Source organism: Methylobacterium aquaticum, assembly GCF_001043915.1.
Lineage (GTDB): Bacteria > Pseudomonadota > Alphaproteobacteria > Rhizobiales > Beijerinckiaceae > Methylobacterium > Methylobacterium aquaticum.
Genome location: NZ_LABX01000241.1, coordinates 1 through 20233, shown reverse-complemented (window position 1 = coordinate 20233; position 20233 = coordinate 1). Strand labels below are relative to the sequence as shown.

The following is a 20233-nucleotide window of genomic DNA, read 5'->3' as shown; positions in this document are numbered from 1 at the left end:
TGAGCCCCGCGGGCCGTGCCCTGGGCCTGGGCGGCCGTGACCCCGATTCCGAGGCCGAGGACCGTGGTGGCAAGGCGCAGGGTCGGGCGTAGGGCAAACGGCATGGGCGATGTCTCGCGACCGGCCAGGAGCTTGGCCTTGCGGGGAGAACGGCGGGGAAGCGGAGCCGGTTCCGCCTCATACCATCGGCCCAAGATGCTGACGCATCGGGCCGATGAACCATCTCGAACTTTCGATACTCAGCCAAAGGCTGAGCGAAAATTGGAGAACGGAACCAAAGGTCGTTTGCAACGACCGTTGGTATCACTCCCCCCCGCGCGGCGCGCATCGTCCCGGCTGCGAGGGGAGAGGGGAGGGCGTTCAGGCCCGCGACGCCGATCCGATCGGCCGGCCATCGCGGGCCGGACTGCGTCAGGGCGCGAGGTCGTGGACCGGTTCCTTCACCGGCGTGTCGCTGCTGTTGAGCACGGTGTCGCTCACCGGGGTGGGCTTGAGCGGGCCGCGATCGATTGCCGGCGGCGTCGGCAGTTGCAGTTGCTCGCTGGTATAGGCCCAGGCCTGCGCCACCTTCTCCGGGTCGTCGTTGAGCCGCTGGCCGTAGCTCGGGACGATCCGGCGGATCTTCTCCTGCCACTCGGGCGTGGCGACGTTCTTGGCGAAGACCTTCTGGAGCACGTCCAGCATGATCGGCGCCGCCGTGGAGGCGCCGGGCGAGGCGCCGAGCAGCGCGGCGATGCTGCCATCCTGGGCGTTGACGATCTCGGTGCCGAGCTTCAGCACGCCGCCCTTGTCCGCGTCGCGCTTGATGATCTGCACGCGCTGGCCGGCCTGCCACAGGCGCCACTCCCCCTTCTTGGCGTTGGGGAAATACTCGCGCAGCGCCGCGTGCCGGTCGTCGTCGGAGAGCATCAGCTGACCGGCGAGGTACTCCACCAGCGGGAACTCGTCGAAGCCGACCTTCATCATCGGCCAGACGTTGCTGGTCGTGGTCGAGGTCAGCAGGTCGAGATACGATCCCTCCTTCAGGAACTTGGTCGAGAAGGTCGCGAACGGGCCGAACAGGATGACGCGCTTGCCGCCGAGCACCCGGGTATCGAGGTGGGGCACCGACATCGGCGGCGAGCCGACCGACGCCTTGCCGTAAGCCTTGGCGAGGTGGAGCATCGCGACGCTCGGGTTCTCGTTGATCAGGAACGAGCCACCGACGGGGAAGCCGGCGTAATCCTCGCCCTCCGGGATGCCGGACGCCTGGAGCAGGTGCAACGCGCCGCCGCCGGCGCCGATGAACACGAACTTGGCGTCGATCACCTGGCGCGACCCGTCCTTGAGGTTGCGCGACGTCACCCGCCAGGAGCCGTCTGGATTCTTCGCGATGCCCTGGACCTCGGTCGACAGGTTGAGCCCGAAGGTCTTCTGGCGCTGGAGATGGGCGACGTATTGGCGGGTGACCTCGCCCCACTCGACATCGGTGCCGAGCGGCGACCAGGTGGCGGCGACCTTCTGGTTCGGGTCGCGCCCCTCCATCATCAGGGGCACCCATGCCTTGAGCTGCGCGGGGTCGGTCGAGAACTCCATCCCGGCGAAGAGCGGGCTCGCCTTCAGCGCCTCGTAGCGCTTCCGGAGATACGCGATGTTGTCGTCACCCCAGACGAAGCTCATATGGGGCGTGTAGTTGATGAAGGACTTCGGGTCCTTGAGGACGCCGTTCTTCACCTGCCAGGCGAGGAACTGGCGGGTGACCTGGAACGCCTCGTTGATCTCGACCGCCTTGGCGATCTCGACCTTGCCCTTCTTCTCGGGCGTGTAGTTCAGCTCGGCCAGGGCCGAGTGGCCGGTGCCGGCGTTGTTCCAGCCGTTCGAGCTTTCCAGCGCCACCTGGTCGAGGCGCTCGATCATCCGGATCGACCAGCCGGGCTCCAGCTCGTTGAGCCACACGCCGAGCGTCGCGCTCATGATGCCGCCGCCGATCAGCAGCACATCCACCTTGTCGGCGCTTTGCGCGAGGGCGAGCGAATCGGGCAGCGCCGAAGCCGCGAGGCCGGCGGCTGCGCCGCCGAGGATCTGCCGCCGGTTCAGCCCGGTCGGGCAGGTGGTCTTGTCGTCGGCACGCATGGCCAAATCCCGTTCTCGTGCGGGCCGGCAGGCGCGTGGGGCACCTCCGGCCGTGACAGGCGTCCGATCGCGACGACGGGACGGGCCCGCTCGTCACCGGCCATTCGGGTGGGTTTCCTCGTGTCGGTCGCGGCACACCGACCGTGATCGGTCGGTCCCTCACGACGCTCATCCCGCTCCACCGGCCGCGTGCCAAGGGCGGGGGGAGAGCGGCCGCTCGCCCGGACCACGAGGGGCGCGGGACGACCGCGGGCCTGCCTCGGGCGGTGGCGACCGCCGGGGACGCGAAGACGCTGCCTGGTTGGGCACGATGATTTTGGGCTCGCCTTATAGACGATGCGAGCCGGACGCACAATCGCCGCATCGGCGCCAACCTGACCGGATCCGCCATCGTCGCGGCCGTGGCATTGCTTGGAGGGTTGCTCGCGCTTCCTCAACGGCCTCCGCGGGCGACGGGCCGGTTGTCCTTGAGGAGCGGTTCCGGCGACCTGTCGAACGACCTTCCGGAGACGCCACGGACGTGGAGGATGCTGCACGGGGCTCAGCAGATTTCGCCGACGTGGTCACCGGTTCGGCGGCAAAAATCTGCGATCAAACAAGAGCCCAAGCGGACGAAGCGTTGGCCTGACAACGCAAGTCTGCTTAGGCCTCGACGGGGATCCCCGTCAGAGCCGCGCCGCGATCACCTCGGCAAGGGTCACCGGGCGCCCGGCCTCGCGGGCAAGGCGCAGCAGGGTCGACTGGCGGAAGCGCGGATCCGCCGTGACCTCGCGGTCGAGCCAGTCGGGCAGGGCGACGACCTGCGCCTCGTGCTCCAGCTCGATCTCGGCCAGGACCATGCCGGCGAGCGCGCCGCCATATTCGTCGACCGTCCAGACCAGCCCGTCATGCGGCACGCAGTGGCGCGTCTTCTCGATCAGGCAGGCCTCACAGACGAGGCGCAGCATCGCCTCGGCGTCGCCAGGTGGAATCTCGTACTCGAATTCCGGCCGCGACAGGCCATCGCGCCGGCCCTTGACCGTGAGCCAGGCCCGCTCCTCGTCGAGCCGCACCCGCACCTTGCCGCCGGCGAACTCGCCCACGAGACCGTCGATGAGCCGGTGCCGGCTCACCGCCCGCTCGCGCCACCGCGCATGGGCGACCAGGAACTTCCGCTCGACCTCGTACCGCATCGCTCTCGACCGCCCATGCACCGCCTCGCGGCGATGGCGCCGGGTGATGACCTCACGCAAGGCCCGGCAAGCCCGGCCGTTGCCGGGGAAGGCGCGGCTGATAGCCGATCGGGCCTGTGAGGGCTAGGGCCCAGCCCGATCGGCACCGCCCTCAGCCGAGCGACGGCAGGTCGAGCCCATGCTCGCGGGCGCAGGCGACCGCCTCCTCGTAGCCGGCATCGGCGTGGCGCATCACGCCGGTGGCGGGGTCGTTCCAAAGGACCCGCTCCAGGCGCCGGTCGGCCGCCTCGCTGCCGTCGCAGACGATCACCATGCCGGCATGCTGCGAGAAGCCCATTCCGACGCCGCCGCCATGGTGGAGCGAGACCCAGGTCGCGCCGGACGCGGTGTTGAGGAGGGCGTTCAGCAGCGGCCAGTCGGAGACCGCATCGGAGCCGTCGCGCATCGCCTCGGTCTCGCGGTTCGGCGAGGCGACCGAGCCGGAATCGAGGTGGTCGCGGCCGATGACGATCGGCGCCTTCAATTCACCCTTGCGCACCATCTCGTTGAAGGCGAGGCCGAGGCGGTGGCGATCACCGAGGCCCACCCAGCAGATCCGCGCCGGCAGGCCCTGGAACCGGATCTTCTCCCGCGCCATGTCGAGCCAGCGGTGGAGGTGGTGGTTGTCGGGCAGAAGCTCCTTCACCTTGGCGTCGGTCGCAAAAATGTCCGCGGGATCGCCCGACAGGGCGCACCAGCGGAACGGCCCGACGCCGCGGCAGAAGAGCGGGCGGATATAGGCCGGCACGAAGCCCGGGAAGGCGAAGGCGTCCTCGACGCCCTCCTCGAGGGCCATCTGGCGGATGTTGTTGCCGTAATCGACCACCGGCACCCCGGCGCGGTGGAAATCGAGCATCGCCCGGACATGCACCGCCATCGAGCGCCTGGCCGCCGCGGCCACCGCCGCCGGATCGGTCTCGCGCTTGGCGTCCCATTCGGCCACGGTCCAGCCGGCCGGCAGGTAGCCGTTGACGGGGTCGTGGGCCGAGGTCTGGTCGGTGACGCAGTCGGGGCGCACCCCGCGGGAATAGAGTTCGCCGAAGATGTCGGCGGCATTGCCCAGCAGCGCGACCGAGCGCGGGGTCTTGGTGCGGCACGATTCCTCGATCAGCTCCAGAGCGTGGTCGAGATCGCGGGCCTGGACGTCGACGTAACCGGTGCGCAGGCGGAACTCGATGCGGGACGCCTGCGCCTCGACGGCGAGGCAGGACGCGCCCGCCATGGTGGCGGCGAGCGTCTGCGCCCCGCCCATGCCGCCGAGACCCGCGGTGAGAATCCAGCGGCCGGACAGATCGCCCGCGTAATGCTGGCGGCCGATCTCGACGAAGGTCTCGTAGGTGCCCTGCACGATGCCCTGGCTGCCGATATAGATCCAGGACCCGGCCGTCATCTGGCCGTACATCATCAGGCCCTTGCGATCGAGTTCGTGGAAATGCTCCCAGGTGGCCCAGTGCGGCACGAGATTCGAATTGGCGATCAGCACGCGGGGGGCGTCCGCATGGGTGCGAAAAACTCCGACCGGCTTGCCGGACTGGACCAGCAGGGTCTGGTCGTCGTCGAGGTCGCGCAGGGCCGCCACGATGCGGTCGAAGCTCGCCCAGTCCCGCGCCGCCCGGCCGATGCCGCCATAGACCACCAATTCGCCCGGCCGCTCGGCCACGTCGGGATCGAGGTTGTTCATCAGCATCCGGAGCGGCGCCTCGGTGAGCCAGCTCTTGGCGGTGAGGGTGGGGCCGTGGGGGGCGCGGACGATGCGGGCATTGTCGATGCGGGTCATGGGCGGGGGCTCCGGAGGATGTTTCAGCGTGATGCGATGCGACGTCCGTCAGGTTTGCCCAACGGATACGAGACGCTCCTCGTCGTTCCGGGCTCCGCTTTGCGGCCCCGGAACGACACGGCGGGTGTCAGGTCTGTCGGGCGGAGGAGCGGCTATCCGAGAACCGGCAGCGGCACCCCCTCCACCGCCGCGACCAGGCTCCCCTCCCGCACCAGCGCCAAAGCCGCCGCGATGTCGGGATGGACATGCCGGTCGTCGTCGAGATGCGGCACCTCGGCCCGCAGCCGCGCCCGTACCGCCTCGAGGGCCGGGCTGGAGGTGAGCGGCGCGTGGAAGTCGCAGCCCTGCGCCGCCGCCAGCAGCTCGATCGCCACCACGGCCGCGGCATTCTCGGCCATCGGCAGCAGGCGGCGGGCGCCGTGGGCGGCCATCGAGACGTGGTCCTCCTGGTTGGCCGAGGTCGGGATCGAATCGACGCTCGCCGGCATCGCCCGCTGCTTGTTCTCGGAGACGAGGGAAGCGGCCGTCACCTGCGGGATCATGAAGCCGGAATTCAGCCCCGGCTTCGGCGTCAGGAAGGCCGGCAGGCCGGAGAGCGCCGGATCGACCAGCATGGCGATGCGCCGCTCGGACAAGGAGCCGATCTCGCAGAGCGCCATGGCGATCATGTCGGCCGCGAAGGCCACCGGCTCGGCGTGGAAGTTGCCGCCGGACAGGGCCTCGTCGGTCTCGGGGAAGATGAGCGGGTTGTCGGAGACGCCGTTCGCTTCCGTGGCCAGCGTCCCGGCGGCCTGGCGCAGCAGGTCGAGGCAGGCGCCCATCACCTGCGGCTGGCAGCGCAGGCAATAGGGATCCTGCACCCGCTCGTCGCCGACGAGATGCGAGGCCCGGATGGCGCTGCCGGCCATGAGCGCCCGCAAGGCCGCGGCGGTTTCGATCTGGCCGGAGTGACGGCGGAGACGATGGATGCGGGGGTCGAACGGCGCGTCGGAGCCCCGCGCCGCGTCGGTCGCGAGCGCTCCGGTGACCAGGGCCGAACGCAGCACGCTCTCGGCCTCGAACAGGCCGGCGAGCGCATTGGCGGTCGAGAACTGGGTGCCGTTGAGGAGCGCCAGGCCCTCCTTCGGCCCGAGCGAGGCCCGGGCAAGGCCGGCCGAGGCCAGGGCCTCGGCGGCGGGCAGGCGCCCTCGGGGCGTGAAAGCCTCGCCGACGCCGATCATCACCGCGGCCATGTGGGCGAGCGGCGCGAGGTCGCCCGACGCGCCGACGGATCCCTGGCACGGCACGACCGGGATCACGTCGCGGGCGAGCATCGCCCCGAGCAGGTCGAGGGTGGCGGGCTGCACGCCCGAAGCGCCCTGTGCCAGGCTGGCGAGCTTGAGCGCCATCATCAGCCGCACCACCGGCACCGGGCTCGGTTCGCCGACGCCGGCGGCGTGGGACAGCACGATGTTGCGCTGGAGCGTGGCGAGGTCGGCGGCGTCGATCCGCACGCTCGCGAGTTTCCCGAACCCGGTATTGATGCCGTAGACCGGCTCGCCCCGGGCGAGGAGGCGGGCGACCGCCGCCGCGCTCTCGGCGACCACCGGTGCGCAGGACGGATCGAGGGCGGCGGGGGCGCCGCGATAGATGGCGCGCCAGCTCGCCAGCGGCACCGCGCCCGGCAGGAGGGTGAGCGTCTCGGTCATCGTGTCCCCCGGATGCGGGCGTGGAGCGGGTTGAAGCCCATGCGGTAGACCAGCTCGGCCGGCCGCTCGACCGACCACACCGCGAGATCGGCGCGCTTCCCGGCTTCGAGCGTGCCGACCTCGGCGAGAATCCCGAGGGCGCGAGCGGCCTCGCGGGTGGTGCCGGCCAGGCACTCGTCGACGGTGAGACGGAACAGGGTCGCGGCCATGTTCATGGCGAGGAGCAGGGAGGTGAGCGGCGAGGTGCCCGGATTGGCGTCGGTCGCGACCGCCATCGGGACGCCGTGGCGCCGGAACAGCGCCACCGGCGGCAGCTTGGTTTCACGGATGAAGTAGTAGGCGCCGGGCAGGAGCACCGCGACGGTGCCGCTCGCCGCCATGGCGGCGGCCCCGGCCTCGTCGGTATGCTCCAGGTGATCGGCCGAGAGGGCGGCGTAGCGCGCCGCGAGAGCGGCCCCGCCGAGATTCGAGAGCTGGTCGGCATGAAGCTTCACCGGCAGCCCGAGGCCGCGCGCCCGATCGAACACTCGCGCCACCTGCCCGGGCGAGAAGGCGATGCCTTCGCAGAACGCATCGACCGCATCGACGAGGCCGTCCGCGGCCAAAGCCGGCAGCATCGTGTCGGCGACCTCGGCGATGTAGGCATCCTTGTCGCCACCGGCCTCGGGCGGCAGGGCATGGGCGCCGAGGAAGGTGGTGCGGATCCCGACCGGGCGCCTCTCGGCGAGCCGGCGGGCGGCGCGGAGCGCCTTGCCCTCGCTGGCGAGGTCGAGGCCGTAGCCCGACTTCACCTCGACGGTGGTGACGCCCTCGGCGATCAGCGCGTCGAGCCGCGGCAATGTCTGACGCACGAGGTCGTCCTCGCTCGCCGCCCGCAAGGCACCGACCGAGGAGACGATGCCGCCGCCGGCCCGCGCCACCTCCTCGTAGGAAGCGCCGGCGAGGCGCAATTCGAATTCCTGCGCCCGGTCGCCGGCCCAGACGAGATGGGTGTGGCAGTCGATCAGCCCCGGGGTGATCCAGCGGCCCGCACCGTCGACGATCTCGGCGCCTGTCAGCGCCGCCCCCGGCAGGTCGGCCTCGGGCCCGGCATACAGGATGCGGCCGTCGCGGATCGCCAGCGCACCGCTGTCGATCGCGCCGATCCCCGGGAGCCCGGGGGCGAAGGTCGCGAGCCGGACGTTGCGCCAGACCTGCGGCACGCCTTCTCTCTCGCTCATGCGCCTCTCCTCGATTCGCGCATATGTATAGACATGAGAGATCCGGTTTGTATAGACATGAATGGCGGCGCGCGGGAGCGCACCGCTTGATGCAGGAGACGCGCCGATGACCGTGCTGCACGCCGCCCAGGCCCTGATGCCCACCGGCTGGCAGGGCGATCTCCGCCTGACCATCACGGATGGCCGGTTCTCGTCCATCGAGGCGGCCTCTGCGCCGCAGCCGGGCGATGTCCGGGTGGCGGTGCTGGTGCCGGGGCTGCCGAACCTGCACAGCCACGCCTTCCAGCGCGGCATGGCGGGGCTCGCCGAGCGGCGGGGGCCGTCCGCCGACACATTCTGGACCTGGCGCGAGACGATGTACCGCTTCGCCCTGCGGATGAGCCCGGACGAAGCCGAGGCCGTGGCGGCGCAAGCCTATGTCGAGATGCTGGAATCCGGCTTCACCCGGGTCGGCGAGTTCCACTATCTGCACCACGCCCCGGACGGATCGCCCTATGGCAACGTCGCCGAGATGGCGGAGCGGATCGCCGCCGCCGCCGATCTCACGGGCCTGCGCCTCTCCCTGCTGCCGGTGCTCTACCGCTGGTCGAATTTTGGCGGCGTCGCTCCCAACGAGGGCCAGCGCCGCTTCGTCAGCGACCTCGACCTGTTCGGTCGCCTCGTCGAGGGCTCCCGTGCCGCCCTGCGGGCTCTTCCCGGCGCCACCCTGGGCGTCGCGCCTCACAGTCTGCGGGCGGTGACGCCGGAGGATCTCTCCGCCGTCGTCGCCCTCGCGGCGGCCGGGCCGGTCCACATCCATGCGGCCGAGCAGGTGCGGGAGGTGGAGGAGTGCACAGCCTGGTCCGGTGCCCGGCCCGTGCAATGGCTCCTCGATCAGGCCGGGCTCGATCCGCGCTGGTGCCTGATCCACGCCACCCACATGACCCCCGACGAGACGACGCGCCTGGCCGCGAGCGGCGCCGTTGCCGGCCTCTGCCCGGTGACGGAGGCGAGCCTCGGCGACGGGATCTTCCCGGGTCCCGGCTTCGTGGCGGCGGGCGGGCGCTACGGGGTGGGCACGGATTCGAACGTGCTGGTGGGTGCCGCCGACGAGCTACGCCAGCTCGAATATGCCCAGCGTCTCGGCAACCGCCAGCGCAACGTGTTCGCTGCCCCCGGCGCTTCGACCGGACGCGCCCTGTTCGACGCGGCGCTGGCCGGCGGCGCCCAGGCCCTGGCCGCAGACGAAGGCGGTCTTGTGCTCGGAGCCCCGGCCGATTGCGTCGCTCTCGATGGAACGGACCCGGCCCTGCTCGAACGGCGGGGCGATGCCCTCCTCGATGGCTGGATCTTCGCGGCCGGATCCAGGGCGGTCGAGGCGGTCTGGGTGGCGGGCCGTCAGGTCGTCGCCGGCGGGCGGCATCGCGCCCGGGAGGCGGTGCAGGCGCGATATGCTGGTGTGCTCAAGCGGTTGATGGCGGAGTGAATTACCCTCGCTGCGTCGACGACCGGTGCATCATCCCTCTCTCGAACGGGTCTCTCCGATCCGGCAGCTTGTCAGGCAGCACGAACGGACGTGCTCTCCCGGTCGACGTATTTTGGGAACCACGCCGCCGGCCGGTTCGCTCCGCCGCGAGAGGCTCCGTGACGGCTAGGATCGATGCGGTCCCCAAGGTTGCTCGGCCTCCCCGGAATCTCGCTCTCACGCCTGCCTGATCCAGTTCCGCACCATTCGGCGTTGGGGGGAAACCGTGAAGGACGACCATTCGGACCGGGCGTTCTCCCCGTTGTCCCCGATGTACGTCCTTGCGCTGCCGTCTCCCGTTCCTCCCCCCGATCCCGTCGCGCGACCGGTCATTCGGTGCTCCAATCGGGATCCTCATCCCGCGTTTCGGGCACTGCCGCTATCCCGGATCGTGTCCTTGCCTCAGCCTCCGGTGATCGGGCGTACTTCACGAACGGTTCGCCATGGCGGGATCCCTGCCCGTCCCGCTGGCGTCGATCGTTGTCCGGCTCCCGCGCCGCCGCGACTGCGCTGGTACGATGCGAGGTCTGACGAGTCGAGATCGGGATCCTCCATCCCGAAGAGTCCCACAGGAAAGCTTTCTCGAGTCGAGTCCAGCGTCTCACCCGCCCTTCGACAGATGCCCTGGTCCTGCGCGTCGTTTTGGTGAGTCCGGTGGACTCCTGTGGGTGTCGTGTGGACGCCGCCTCGACTCGGGATTGCGGGCGATGAATCGGGGTTCGACTCGCTGTCCGTGTTTTCCCCAGAATGCACCGCTTAGAGTGTTACAGGAATCTTTATCGATTTAGGCGCTTCGGCGGCGGCGATTCCCGGAACTCGCCCAAATGCTTAATGCCGGTGGGCCGTTCCCGATGTGCCGGGGATCCGTCCCCGAAGTACCGCCCGTCCTGTCCCCGAAGTACCGTGCCGGCGTTCCCGATCGCACGGTGTCCGTTCCCGAAGTGCCGATCCTGCCCCTGGGCGTTCCCGATGTGCCGAGTCCACCCGAGTCGTTCACAGGGAATCCGGGGATTTCTCCTCGAAGGCGCCCGTCCCGATCGCCGTTCCCCTCGTACATCGGGAACGGGCGGGCCTGTGGATCAATCGGCGTCGCGCACGAACCGCTCGGCGAAGCCCAGGAAGGCGCTCTCGTAGTTCTTCGGCTCGCGGGCCGCGTCGCCTTCGAGCCAGTGGTCGAACTCGGTCTTCAGCCCGTACACGTCCCAGCCCGGATGGGCCTTGCGGCACAAAGCGATCGTCTCGTCGGACAGGTGGCGGAAGAGCGGCAGCTCTGCGGACGCCTTCGGCTTGCGGGTGCGTTTCGGTTTCGGCGCGGGGACGATCAGCCCCTCGTCGGTGACGAGGTCGCGGCGGATCATCCGCAGATGCGGCTCGCCGCGTTCCTTCTCCTCGATCCGCAGGACGAAGCCCGGCAGCTCGTCCGCCTTGGCGATCTTGGCGATCTCGAACTTGAACCGGCGATAGGTGCCCTCGGCGCCCGATTTTTCGAACAGGGTCGGCAGGCTGATGGCGAAACCCCCTTCGCCCGCCCCGCCGGCATGCTTGCGGGCGATGCGGTAGAGCCAGCGCTCGCGCCCGCCGGTGATGCCGAAATAGGCCGGGTCGATGGCGAGCACGCCGCCATCCATCAGCACGCCCTCGTAGAACCAGTCCGACAGGGTGATCGACATGCCCCGGCTGGCATTGGTCTCCTCGTCGATCGTGTCGTCGAAGGCGTCGATCCAGCTGAACTGCCGTTCCTTGCGCTTGGCCTTCTCGGCCCGGATGTTGGTGCGAACCGAGGTCGATTGCAGGCGAAACAGCGCGTCGCGCAACAGCTTGTATTGCCGCCCGCCGGTCTCGCGGCCGATCCCCTTCAGGAGATCGTAAGGCATGAAGTTGAGCTTGCGCGGGATGTCGTTGCGACCGCGCTTCTTCATCTCGCAGATCGTCGAGGCGGCCCAGATCAGGATGTCGGCATCCCAGATCGTCGCCATGCCGTAGGCTTGATTCGGCAGCACCCGCACCCAGACCGAGCCGTCGGGGCTCGTATAGTCGATCTCCTTCAGGCGCTTCTGCTTGGCGATCGAGAAGAACGGCCGCTCCATCGTCTCCCGCTGGTCGCGGAAGTGCACGAAGGGCACCACCATGTCGATCTGGTCGTTGCGCCGATGGCTCATCGTCACGTCCGTGTCGGGTCCATCGCCGGCGCGCGCGGCCCTCGCCGCGCCGCGCCGTCACCGATCACCCTGCCGTCTCGAATCCGTCTCATGCGCAGGACGCTAGGCCCCGTCCGGCTTCCAAATCGTGGATGGAACAGGGTTTTTGGATGTCGTCCCCGATCCTCTTGCATCGCGGTTAACGTCGAATCCGGATCGCCGCCGGCACGGTCGTGACCGCCCTCACGCTTGTCGCCGGGCCTCGGCCCCTGGTAACCCGTGTGACGGGAAATGCCGAAAAAGCCGCCGGAGGGAGCGCATCATGATCCAGCTCTATGCCTGGGACACGCCGAACGGCCGCAAGATCAGCGTCGCCCTGGAGGAGATGGGGCTGCCCTACCGGGTCGAGCCGGTCGACATCACCAAGGGCCGGCAATTCGATCCCGCCTTCCTCGCCATCAGCCCGAACAACCGCATCCCGGCGATCGTCGATGCGGCGGGGCCGGACGGGGCGCCGATCTCGGTGTTCGAATCCGGCGCGATCCTGGTCTACCTCGCCGAGAAGACCGGCCTGTTCCTGCCCGCTTCCGGGCGCGGCCGGGTCCAGGTGATGGAGTGGCTGATGTGGCAGATGGGCGGCTTCGGGCCGATGCCGGGCCAGGTCCACCACTTCCTCGGCGTCGCCGAAAAGGACCGCGCCTACGGGCTCGAGCGCTACCAGACGGAGACGCGCCGGCTCTACGGCGTGCTCGACAGGCGGCTGGGGGAGGGCGAGTTCGTCGCCGGCGCCCTCTCGATCGCCGATTTCGCGATTCTCGGTTGGGCCTGGCGCCACGCCCGGCACCGGGTCGACCTCGCCGATTATCCGAACGTGCGGCGCTGGTACGAGGCGCTGATGGCGCGCTCAGGCGTGCAGCGCGGCTTTGCGGTGGCGCTCACCTGATGACGGAACGACACGCCATGGCGGACGAGGCGGCCATCCGGGCCCAGCTGGTCGAACGGTTCTTCCGCTACCTGGCGGTGGCGAGCCAGAGCGACGCCCGTGCCGCCACCCTGCCGAGCACGCCGGGCCAGCGCGCCCTGGCCGCATTGCTGGCCGGGGAACTGCGCGACCTCGGCCTGACCGATGTGGTGCTCGACGAGCACGCGATCCTGACCGCCCGGAAACCCGGCACCCGGCCGGGCGCCCCGCCGATCGGCTTCGTCGCCCATCTCGACACGGTCGATGTCGGGCTCTCGCCCGAGATCCGCCCGCAGGTGCTGCGCTTCGAGGGCGCCGACCTCTGCCTCAACGGCGACCGGAACATCTGGCTGCGGGTCGCCGAGCACCCGGAGATCGCGGCTTATGCCGGCGAGGACGTGATCGTCGGCGACGGCACCAGCGTGCTCGGGGCCGACAACAAGGCGGCGATCGCGATCCTGATGACGCTGCTGGCGACCCTCGGCCCGGACGACCCGCACGGCGACATCCTCGTCGCCTTCGTGCCCGACGAGGAGATCGGGCTGCGCGGCGCCAAGGCCCTCGACCTCGCGCGGCTGCCCGCCGACTTCGCCTACACGATCGATGCCTGCGGCCTCGGCGAGGTGGTGATCGAGACCTTCAACGCGGCCGGCGCCGAGATCGTGTTCACGGGCGTCAGCGCCCATCCGATGTCGGCCAAGGGCGTGATGGTGAACCCGCTGCTGATGGCGCACGACTTCATCGGTCGCTTCGACCGGGCCGAGACGCCGGAGAACACCGAAGGGCGCGAGGGCTATCTCTGGTTCAGCGCCCTCCAGGCCCATTCCGGCGAGGCCCGCCTCCAGGCGATGATCCGGGATTTCGACCGTGATCGTTTCGCCGCCCGCAAAGAGCGCCTGCATGCCGTGACGGCGGAGATCGCCGCGCTCTACCCGACCGGCCGGGTCGAATGCCGGATCACCGACACCTACGGCAACATCCACGACAGCCTCGGCGACGATCATCGCCCGGTCGATCTTCTGTTCGCCGCGCTCGAGGCGGAGGGAATCACCCGGCGGCAGATCCCGATGCGCGGCGGCACCGACGGCGCGGCGCTCTCGGCCCGTGGGCTACCGACGCCGAACTACTTCACCGGGGCTCACAACTTCCACTCGCGGTTCGAGTTCCTGCCGGTGCCGGCCTTCGCGGCCTCCTGGCGGGTGACGCGGCGGATCTGCTGGCTGGCGGCCTCATCCTGACACCCCCGGTGAGCCAAGCCGTCAGAGACTGACGATGCTTCCGCATGGTCGGAACCGCGCATCGGAGACATGTGTCACCCCGCTCACCACCCCAGGATGAGGCTGTGAGCGGGGTGAGATCGGCCGGTCCCATCGATCGATTGCTTCGCAATGCGGACGTCGCGATCTCCGGACGTCGTCGTCCGGAGATCGTATCACGCCCTCAGAACTGATACCGCAGCCCCGCCGTGACCCCATGCGCCACCCCGGCCCGGGTGCCGATCGCCGCCTGGTAATCCACGCGCCAGCCGAGATTCTCCGTCAGGCTGCCCTGGAGGCCGACACCCGCGGTGACGAAGTCGGACTTGAGGAACGGGATCGCGGAGGTCGCGACGGCCATCGGGTTCTGGACGCTGGCGAGGCGGAACAGCCCGGCGCTCTGCTGCGGCCCGAGGCCGAGATTGTAGGCCACCCGCACCGAGGGGACGATGCCGCCAAAGCCCGTATAGGCCAGCTCGGCGCCGAAGCGGGCGGTGGTCTGGAGCACCGTGAGGCCGCCATAGGCGACGTTGTTGCCGGCCGCGCCGGTCTCGGTGAAGCCGCTGACCCGGGCCGAGAGGTGGCTCAGGCCCACGAAGGGCATCAGCCGGAAGGCATCGCGGTCGAGGATCAGGCCGGCCTCGCCGTCGAGGGAGAGCGCGGTCGCGGAGGTCTTGGCATCGGCGGTGAGCCCATAGGCGGCCGGCCGGCGGATCCCCGAGAGGTCGATGATCGGCGCGCCGCCGACGATGCCTTGCGCGTAGAAGGTCGGGCCGTAATAGCCGCCATAGGCCGCGACCGTGAAGGCGCTCTGGTCCTGGCGGAACCCTTGCGGCCGCGACAGCGAGCCGCCGCCGCCGCCGACCGCGAGGCCGGCCCGCCACGGGCCGGTGAGCGGCAGGTCGATGCCGGCCGAGCCCTGCGCGATCGTGCGGTCGAGGCTGAGGCCGCCGTTGCGCGGCTGGTCGGCGAAGACGAAGTCGCCTCCGACCCAGAGCGCCGGGCCGGAGGTGCCCCAGGCGCCCTGTCCGGGCAGGCCAGCACTGCGGCGCAGGGCCGAGAGATGGTCCTGCACACTGCGCGTCGCCGAGGCCGCGAGGCTAAGGGCGCCGGCCCCGAGGCCCTGGAGCACCGTCGGCGCCGTCGCCTTCATCACCGCCAGCGAGAGCGGATCGACATAGGTCGGCAGGGTCAGCCGGTAGGCGAGCAGGATGTTGTCGTTGTTGATGCCGGCGTCGTAGGTCTGGCCGTTGATGACGCCCTGGCGGGTCAGGAAGTCGTTGTCGTTGCCGACGAGCAGGAAGTAGTCGTTGGGCGCCCGCTCGCTCAGCACCGGCACGAGGCCCATCGCCTCGATCTTCTCCGGCAGGGTGGTCTGGCTCGCCGGGTTGGTGTTGAGGTTCATCCCGAAGCGGTTGAGCTGCACCGGGTTGAGCATGTTGACGACCTCCCGGGTCTGCACCGGGGTCAGGCCAGGCCGCAGCGTGCCGTTCGGCGCGATCGGGGTCGTGCCGTCATAGGCGGTGCCGGCGATGTTGGTGGCGCCGGCCGTGTCGACGAAGAGCACGCTCTTGTAGACGATCGGCGTGGTGTTGCCGGTGCCGAGCCCGTTCGAATCGCGCGACAGCACCAGGAACTGGGTGTCGTTGAGGGCCAGCATCTCGCTCTGCGCCGCAGTGCGGTTCGAGGCGGTGCCATTGCCGTTCTGCTGGTAGGCCGGCAGTTGCAGCACGTATTCGCGGCTCGGCGCTCCCGGGGTCGGCGTGCCGGAGACGTCGTAGTAGAGGATGCGGGTATTGGTCCGCTGCTGCTGGTTCGGCCCGGAATCCTGAAGCGTCGCGCTCTGGAGGATGGCGACGAGGCCGCGTCCGTCCGGCGTCAGCGCCAGCGCCTCGAGGCCCTGGTTGTTGCGCCGGCCGGTATCGGGCGGGTTCACCGAGTTGAAGTTGAGCTGGCCGTTCGTCACCGGCTGGAGCGCCGCCGGGATGCCGATCAGGCCCTGGAGCCGGCCCTCGCGGCTGAAATAGTAGATGTTCGGGCCGTATTCGTCGCTGATGTAGAACGAGCCGTCGAGGCGCCGGGCCAGGCCCTCGGCGTCGAGGCTGATGCGCCCGGCGCTCGGGCCGGTGGCGGCCGACGGCAGCACGGCACCGAGCTGCGTGGTGGTGCCGGCGGCGGGGTCGAGGCCGCTGAAGCGCTGGCCCCTGGCATCGGTGAGCACGATGCCGCCATCCGGCGTCAGGGTGATCTGGCGCTGCGAGGCCGTTGCCTGCGGCAGGGCCGCGCTGCCGGTATAGGGGGTGAAGCTCAAGGTGAAGCGGTTGAGCCGGCCGGTATAATCGCTGAACAGCCCGCCATCCGGGTTGTTGTAGCCGCGGTCGGGCAGCGTGTAGAGCGTGCCCGTATAGGTGTCGCCGCTGCGCCGCCAGGTCGAGAGATCGACGGCGAGCGACGAGAACGAGCCGAGGGAATCGCCGAGGAAGTCCCGGGTGGTGGCCGGCAGCCGGGCCACGCCCTGGAGGCCCTGGTTGACGACCGTGGTGCCGCCCACATCGACCGCGACCGGCCCGTCGACGGGTTGCAGGTTCGGCACCCGCACGTCGAGCGACTGGGCCTGCGCGAGACCCGCGCCGGCGATGAGGCCGCCCGCTGCGAGAGCGGCACGGATGGAGAGGATGGTCACGATTCGCCCCCGTTCTAACTTTGCGGCAGCGTTGGGGCGGGATCATGACGGCTCCATGACACAGTGTGGCGTTTTAGCACCGAACGGAACCCGGTGCGGCACGCCGGCCACGGTTGCGCCGGCGGCCTCGCCCTTCGCACCGGGCGGTGGCACAAGCCACGCGCAGATCAGCGGAGACGGTGGAACGGTGAACTACCTGGTGGTCTTCCTCGGGGCCGGCCTCGGCGGGGCCCTGCGCCACGGCGTCAATGTCTGGGCCGCGCGGGCGGGCAGCGGGTTTCCGTTCGGCACGATGGTGATCAACATCGCCGGCTCGATCATGATGGGCGTGCTCACCGGCTGGTTCGCCGCCCGGGGCGGGGGGCCGCAGGCCCTGCGGCTCTTCCTCACCACCGGCATCCTCGGCGGCTTCACCACCTTCTCGACCTTCTCGCTCGAGGCTTTCCTGCTCTGGGAGCGGGGTGCCCATCTGGAGGCGCTCGCCTATGTGGCGGTGTCGGTGGCGGCCGGCATCGCCGGCGTGGCGGTGAGCCTGATGGTGCTGCGCCAGCTCGCCTGAGATGCCGGCCCGCGGCAACCCGTGCGTGCGGGTTGACAAGCCGGGCGATCGGAGGCGGAGTCGCGCCTGAGATGAGCGACACCGCCCCCCGTCCCGAGGCCGAGAAGCCCCGCATCGCCATCACCTACTGCACCCAGTGCAACTGGCTGCTGCGGGCCGGCTGGATGGCGCAGGAACTGCTCTCGACCTTCCGCGACGGCGTAAGCGAGGTGGCGCTGATCCCCGCGACCGGAGGCGCCTTCGCGATCACCTGCGGCGACGCACTGATCTGGGAGCGCAAGCGCGACGGGGGATTTCCCGACATCAAGACCCTCAAGCAGCGGGTGCGCGACCGGATCGAGCCCGGCCGCGACCTCGGCCACATCGACAGGGCCTGACGCCTTGGCCCATGCCGCGCGGCCCGCGCGCCGCCAGGATGAGGCCACGGTCCTGATGCGCAGCATGCCCGAGGGCGACGTCATGAGGACCACGCCATGATCCGCCGCCGGCTCAACGCCTTGCGGCGGGACGGGCTGTCGACGCAGGTCTACCTCGTCGCCCTGGCGATCGCGCTCATCGGGCCGGGCCTGCTGTTCACCGCCGTGCTGCTCGGACGCTACGCCGCCCTGGAGCGGGCGCGCTTCCAGCAGGATGCCCGCGAGAGCGTGCGCGGCGTCGCGCTCAGCATCGACCGGGACATGGCGGGGCTGGTTTCCGTGCTCCAGACCCTCGCGGCCTCGCCGCGGCTGCGCCAGCCCGGCTTCGGCGAGCCGGGAGCCGGCCGACAGGCCCTCGGCGGGTTCGAGACCCAGGCCCAGGCGGTGACGGAGACGACGGGCCTTCCCCTCTCCCTGCGCCGGCCAGACGGAAGCCAGCTCGTCAACACCGCCCTGCCCCCCGGTGCGCCGCTGCCGCAGGACCAGCACCCGGAGGATGCCGAGGTGCTGGCGACGAAGCGCCCGGTGATCGGCGGCGTCCGGGCGGGAGCCCCCGGACGGCCGCCGACCTACGACGTCGCGGTGCCGGTGATGATCGAGGGGGCACCGGCCTACGTGCTGAGCCTGACGGTGCCGGTGACGCGGCTGCACCAGATCCTGGTCCAGGACGTGGCGCCGGGCTGGACCATCGCGGTCGCCGACCGCCACGGCCTCCTCCTCGCCCGCTCGGAGGACCAGAACAGCCTCGCCGGCCAGCCGGTGCAGCCCTCCTTGCGCGGCTCCCCGACCGGGGCCGCCGGCATCTGGGAGGGGGTCGACCGCCGTAAGCGGCCTGTCCTCTACGTCGAGACCACCGCGAAGGCGGCGGGCTGGACCGTCGGCGCCAACATCTCCCGGCAGCAGGTCGAGGCGCCGTTGCGCCACTGGGTCCTGGCCTTCGGCGGCTTCGGGCTGCTGGCGCTGGCGGTGTCCTCCCTCCTGGCGGTGAAGCTGTGGGCGCGGGTCGCCGAGCCGCTGCGCCAGCTCGCCCAGGCGGGCGGGGCGCTTGCCGCCGGCCAGCCGGTGCCGCGGGTCTCGACGCCGATCCGCGAGATCCGCCAGCTCGCCGACACCCTGGCGGACGCCTCGCAGAGCCTGCGCCGGCGCATCGCCGAGCGCGACCAGGCCCTCGCCGAGCAGAGCCGCAGCCTCGCGGCCCTGCGGGAGAGCGAGGCGCGCTTCCGCCACATGGCCGATTCGGCCCCGGCCCTGATCTGGATGACCGACGAGGTGGGCGAGCTCGTCTTCGTCAACCTCCACTACGATTACCTGTTCGGCCGCTCGACCGAGACGCTGGCCGGGGGCCGCTGGCGCGAGATCGTCCACCCGGACGACCTGCCCGGCTTCGCCGCGGCGTTCGAGAGCGCCTTCGCCGCGCGCCGGCCGTTCCGCGCCGAGACCCGGGTGATCGACCGGCATGGGGCGACGCGCTGGCTCCTGTGCGAGGGGGTGCCCCGCCTCGACGATCACGGGCGCTTCCTCGGCTATACCGGCTGCAACGTCGACATCACCGAGGCCAAGGACGCCGAGACGGCGCTCCGGGACGGCGAGGAGCGCCTGCGGCTGGCGCTGGCCGCCGGCCGGCTCGGCACCTGGGAGATCGACCTCGCCACCGGGCAGCACCGCCTCTCGGCCCGCTCGGCCGAGATCTTCGGGCAAGCCCCCCTCTCGCACGAGGCGTGGACCCGGGCCGTGCATCCGGAGGACCGGACCCGGATCGAGGCAGCGCTCGAGGCTCTGCTGGCCGGGGAGGCCGAGTATCGGGCCGAGTTCCGGATCCGGCCGGACCCCTCTCGACTGCGCTGGGTCAGCGCCCAGGCGATCGTGCAGGGCGATGCCGGCGGCCGGGCGCGCCGGGTCATCGGCATCCACCAGGAGGTGACCGAGCGCAAGCGGGCCGAGGAGCACCTGCGCCTGCTGGTGCACGAGCTGAACCACCGGGTGAAGAACACGCTGGCCACCGTGCAGTCGATCGCGATGCAGAGCCTGCGGGGCCTCGACGGGCCGCAGGCCGCGACGGCCCGGTCGGCCTTCGAGGCACGGCTGATCGCGCTCGCGCGGGTCCACGACGTGCTCACCCGCGAGAGCTGGGAGGGGGCGGAACTCGCCGACGTGGTGAAGGACGCGCTTGCCCCTCTCGACGGGCCGGGGGCGCCGTCGCGCTTCGTCGTCGGCGGTCCTGCCCTGCGCCTGCCGCCCCGCATCGCCCTGTCGATCGCCATGGCGCTGCACGAGCTGGCCACCAACGCGGTCAAGTACGGCGCCCTCGCGGTGCCGGGGGGCCAGGTCGCCCTGTCGTGGAGCGTCGCGGAGGGGCAGCTCGCCCTGCACTGGCGGGAACGCGGCGGGCCGCCGGTCGTCCCCCCGACCCGGACCGGGTTCGGCTCCCGCCTCATCGAGCGCAGCCTCGCCCGCGAACTGGATGGCACGGTAAGCCTCAGCTTCCCGCGCGAGGGCGTGGTCTGCACCATCGTGGCGCCCCTGGGCGAGCCCGGCGCAGGCCAGCCGGAGGCGCGGGAGGAGAGGGCCGCACCGGCCCGGCGCCGGGCGGCAGGGCAATCGTGACGCGGGACGCGCCGCGCAACACCAGCGGTCGTTGAGAACGGCTTTTGATCCCGTTCTCGAATTCTCGCCGAGCCTTTGGCTTGGTGTCGACAATTCGAGATGGG

The 20233-nt window shown here is 70.6% G+C and carries 13 protein-coding genes; 6 read left to right on the top strand and 7 right to left on the bottom strand.

Features of this window, described 5'->3' with window-relative positions; genetic code table 11:
* Positions 1-411 precede the first annotated feature (411 nt).
* The 5 genes from mqo to hutI form a co-directional block, all read right to left on the bottom strand.
* A complete protein-coding gene (mqo, locus tag VP06_RS26905; protein ID WP_048466879.1) occupies positions 412-2112 on the bottom strand; it encodes a malate dehydrogenase (quinone) in 1701 nt (566 codons plus the stop codon).
* Positions 2113-2777: 665 nt separating this feature from the next.
* A complete protein-coding gene (locus VP06_RS26900; RefSeq protein ID WP_048466878.1) occupies positions 2778-3284 on the bottom strand; it encodes a CYTH domain-containing protein in 507 nt (168 codons plus the stop codon).
* Between the two features lie 151 nt (positions 3285-3435).
* Entirely contained in the window at positions 3436-5100 is a 1665-nt protein-coding gene (gene hutU, locus VP06_RS26895; RefSeq protein ID WP_048466877.1) for a urocanate hydratase, read from the bottom strand.
* Positions 5101-5252: 152 nt separating this feature from the next.
* Positions 5253-6788 carry a histidine ammonia-lyase gene (hutH, locus tag VP06_RS26890; RefSeq protein ID WP_048466876.1) on the bottom strand — a complete coding sequence of 512 codons (1536 nt, stop codon included), beginning with the start codon at positions 6786-6788 and terminating at the stop codon, positions 5253-5255.
* Positions 6785-8008, bottom strand: coding sequence for an imidazolonepropionase (gene hutI / locus VP06_RS26885; RefSeq protein WP_048466875.1), 1224 nt, complete (start codon positions 8006-8008; stop codon positions 6785-6787). Before hutI ends, hutH begins: the two co-directional genes overlap by 4 nt.
* Before the next feature lie 106 nt (positions 8009-8114).
* On the opposite strand from hutI, the gene VP06_RS26880 reads away from it, so the two are divergent.
* A complete protein-coding gene (locus tag VP06_RS26880; protein WP_048466874.1) occupies positions 8115-9473 on the top strand; it encodes a formimidoylglutamate deiminase in 1359 nt (452 codons plus the stop codon).
* A 1118-nt stretch (positions 9474-10591) separates the two neighbouring features.
* On the opposite strand, the gene VP06_RS26875 is transcribed toward VP06_RS26880, so the two are convergent.
* Positions 10592-11671: a replication initiator protein A gene (locus tag VP06_RS26875; protein WP_156295794.1), complete on the bottom strand. Its 1080-nt coding sequence runs from the start codon at positions 11669-11671 to the stop codon at positions 10592-10594.
* A gap of 301 nt (positions 11672-11972) precedes the next feature.
* Between VP06_RS26875 and VP06_RS26870 the strand changes: the two genes are divergently transcribed.
* Both VP06_RS26870 and pepT read left to right on the top strand, forming a co-directional pair.
* Positions 11973-12593 carry a glutathione S-transferase N-terminal domain-containing protein gene (locus VP06_RS26870; RefSeq protein WP_425350953.1) on the top strand — a complete coding sequence of 207 codons (621 nt, stop codon included), beginning with the start codon at positions 11973-11975 and terminating at the stop codon, positions 12591-12593.
* Entirely contained in the window at positions 12593-13849 is a 1257-nt protein-coding gene (pepT, locus tag VP06_RS26865) for a peptidase T (protein ID WP_245291327.1), read from the top strand. The genes VP06_RS26870 and pepT overlap by 1 nt, the downstream gene beginning before the upstream one ends.
* Positions 13850-14051: 202 nt before the next feature.
* Here pepT and VP06_RS26860 read toward each other — a convergent pair whose 3' ends face one another.
* Positions 14052-16550: an esterase-like activity of phytase family protein gene (locus VP06_RS26860; protein WP_053082051.1), complete on the bottom strand. Its 2499-nt coding sequence runs from the start codon at positions 16548-16550 to the stop codon at positions 14052-14054.
* A gap of 187 nt (positions 16551-16737) precedes the next feature.
* Between VP06_RS26860 and crcB the strand changes: the two genes are divergently transcribed.
* From crcB to VP06_RS26845, 3 genes are all read left to right on the top strand, one after another.
* Positions 16738-17109 (top strand): fluoride efflux transporter CrcB, encoded by a 372-nt coding sequence (gene crcB, locus VP06_RS26855; RefSeq protein ID WP_048466871.1) that lies wholly within the window; start codon positions 16738-16740, stop codon positions 17107-17109.
* Positions 17110-17180: 71 nt separating this feature from the next.
* On the top strand, positions 17181-17486 hold the full coding sequence (locus tag VP06_RS26850) for an Rdx family protein (protein WP_048466870.1): 306 nt from the start codon (positions 17181-17183) through the stop codon (positions 17484-17486).
* A gap of 96 nt (positions 17487-17582) precedes the next feature.
* On the top strand, positions 17583-20129 hold the full coding sequence (locus tag VP06_RS26845) for a sensor histidine kinase (protein WP_082167652.1): 2547 nt from the start codon (positions 17583-17585) through the stop codon (positions 20127-20129).
* The last annotated feature ends 104 nt before the right edge of the window (positions 20130-20233 follow it).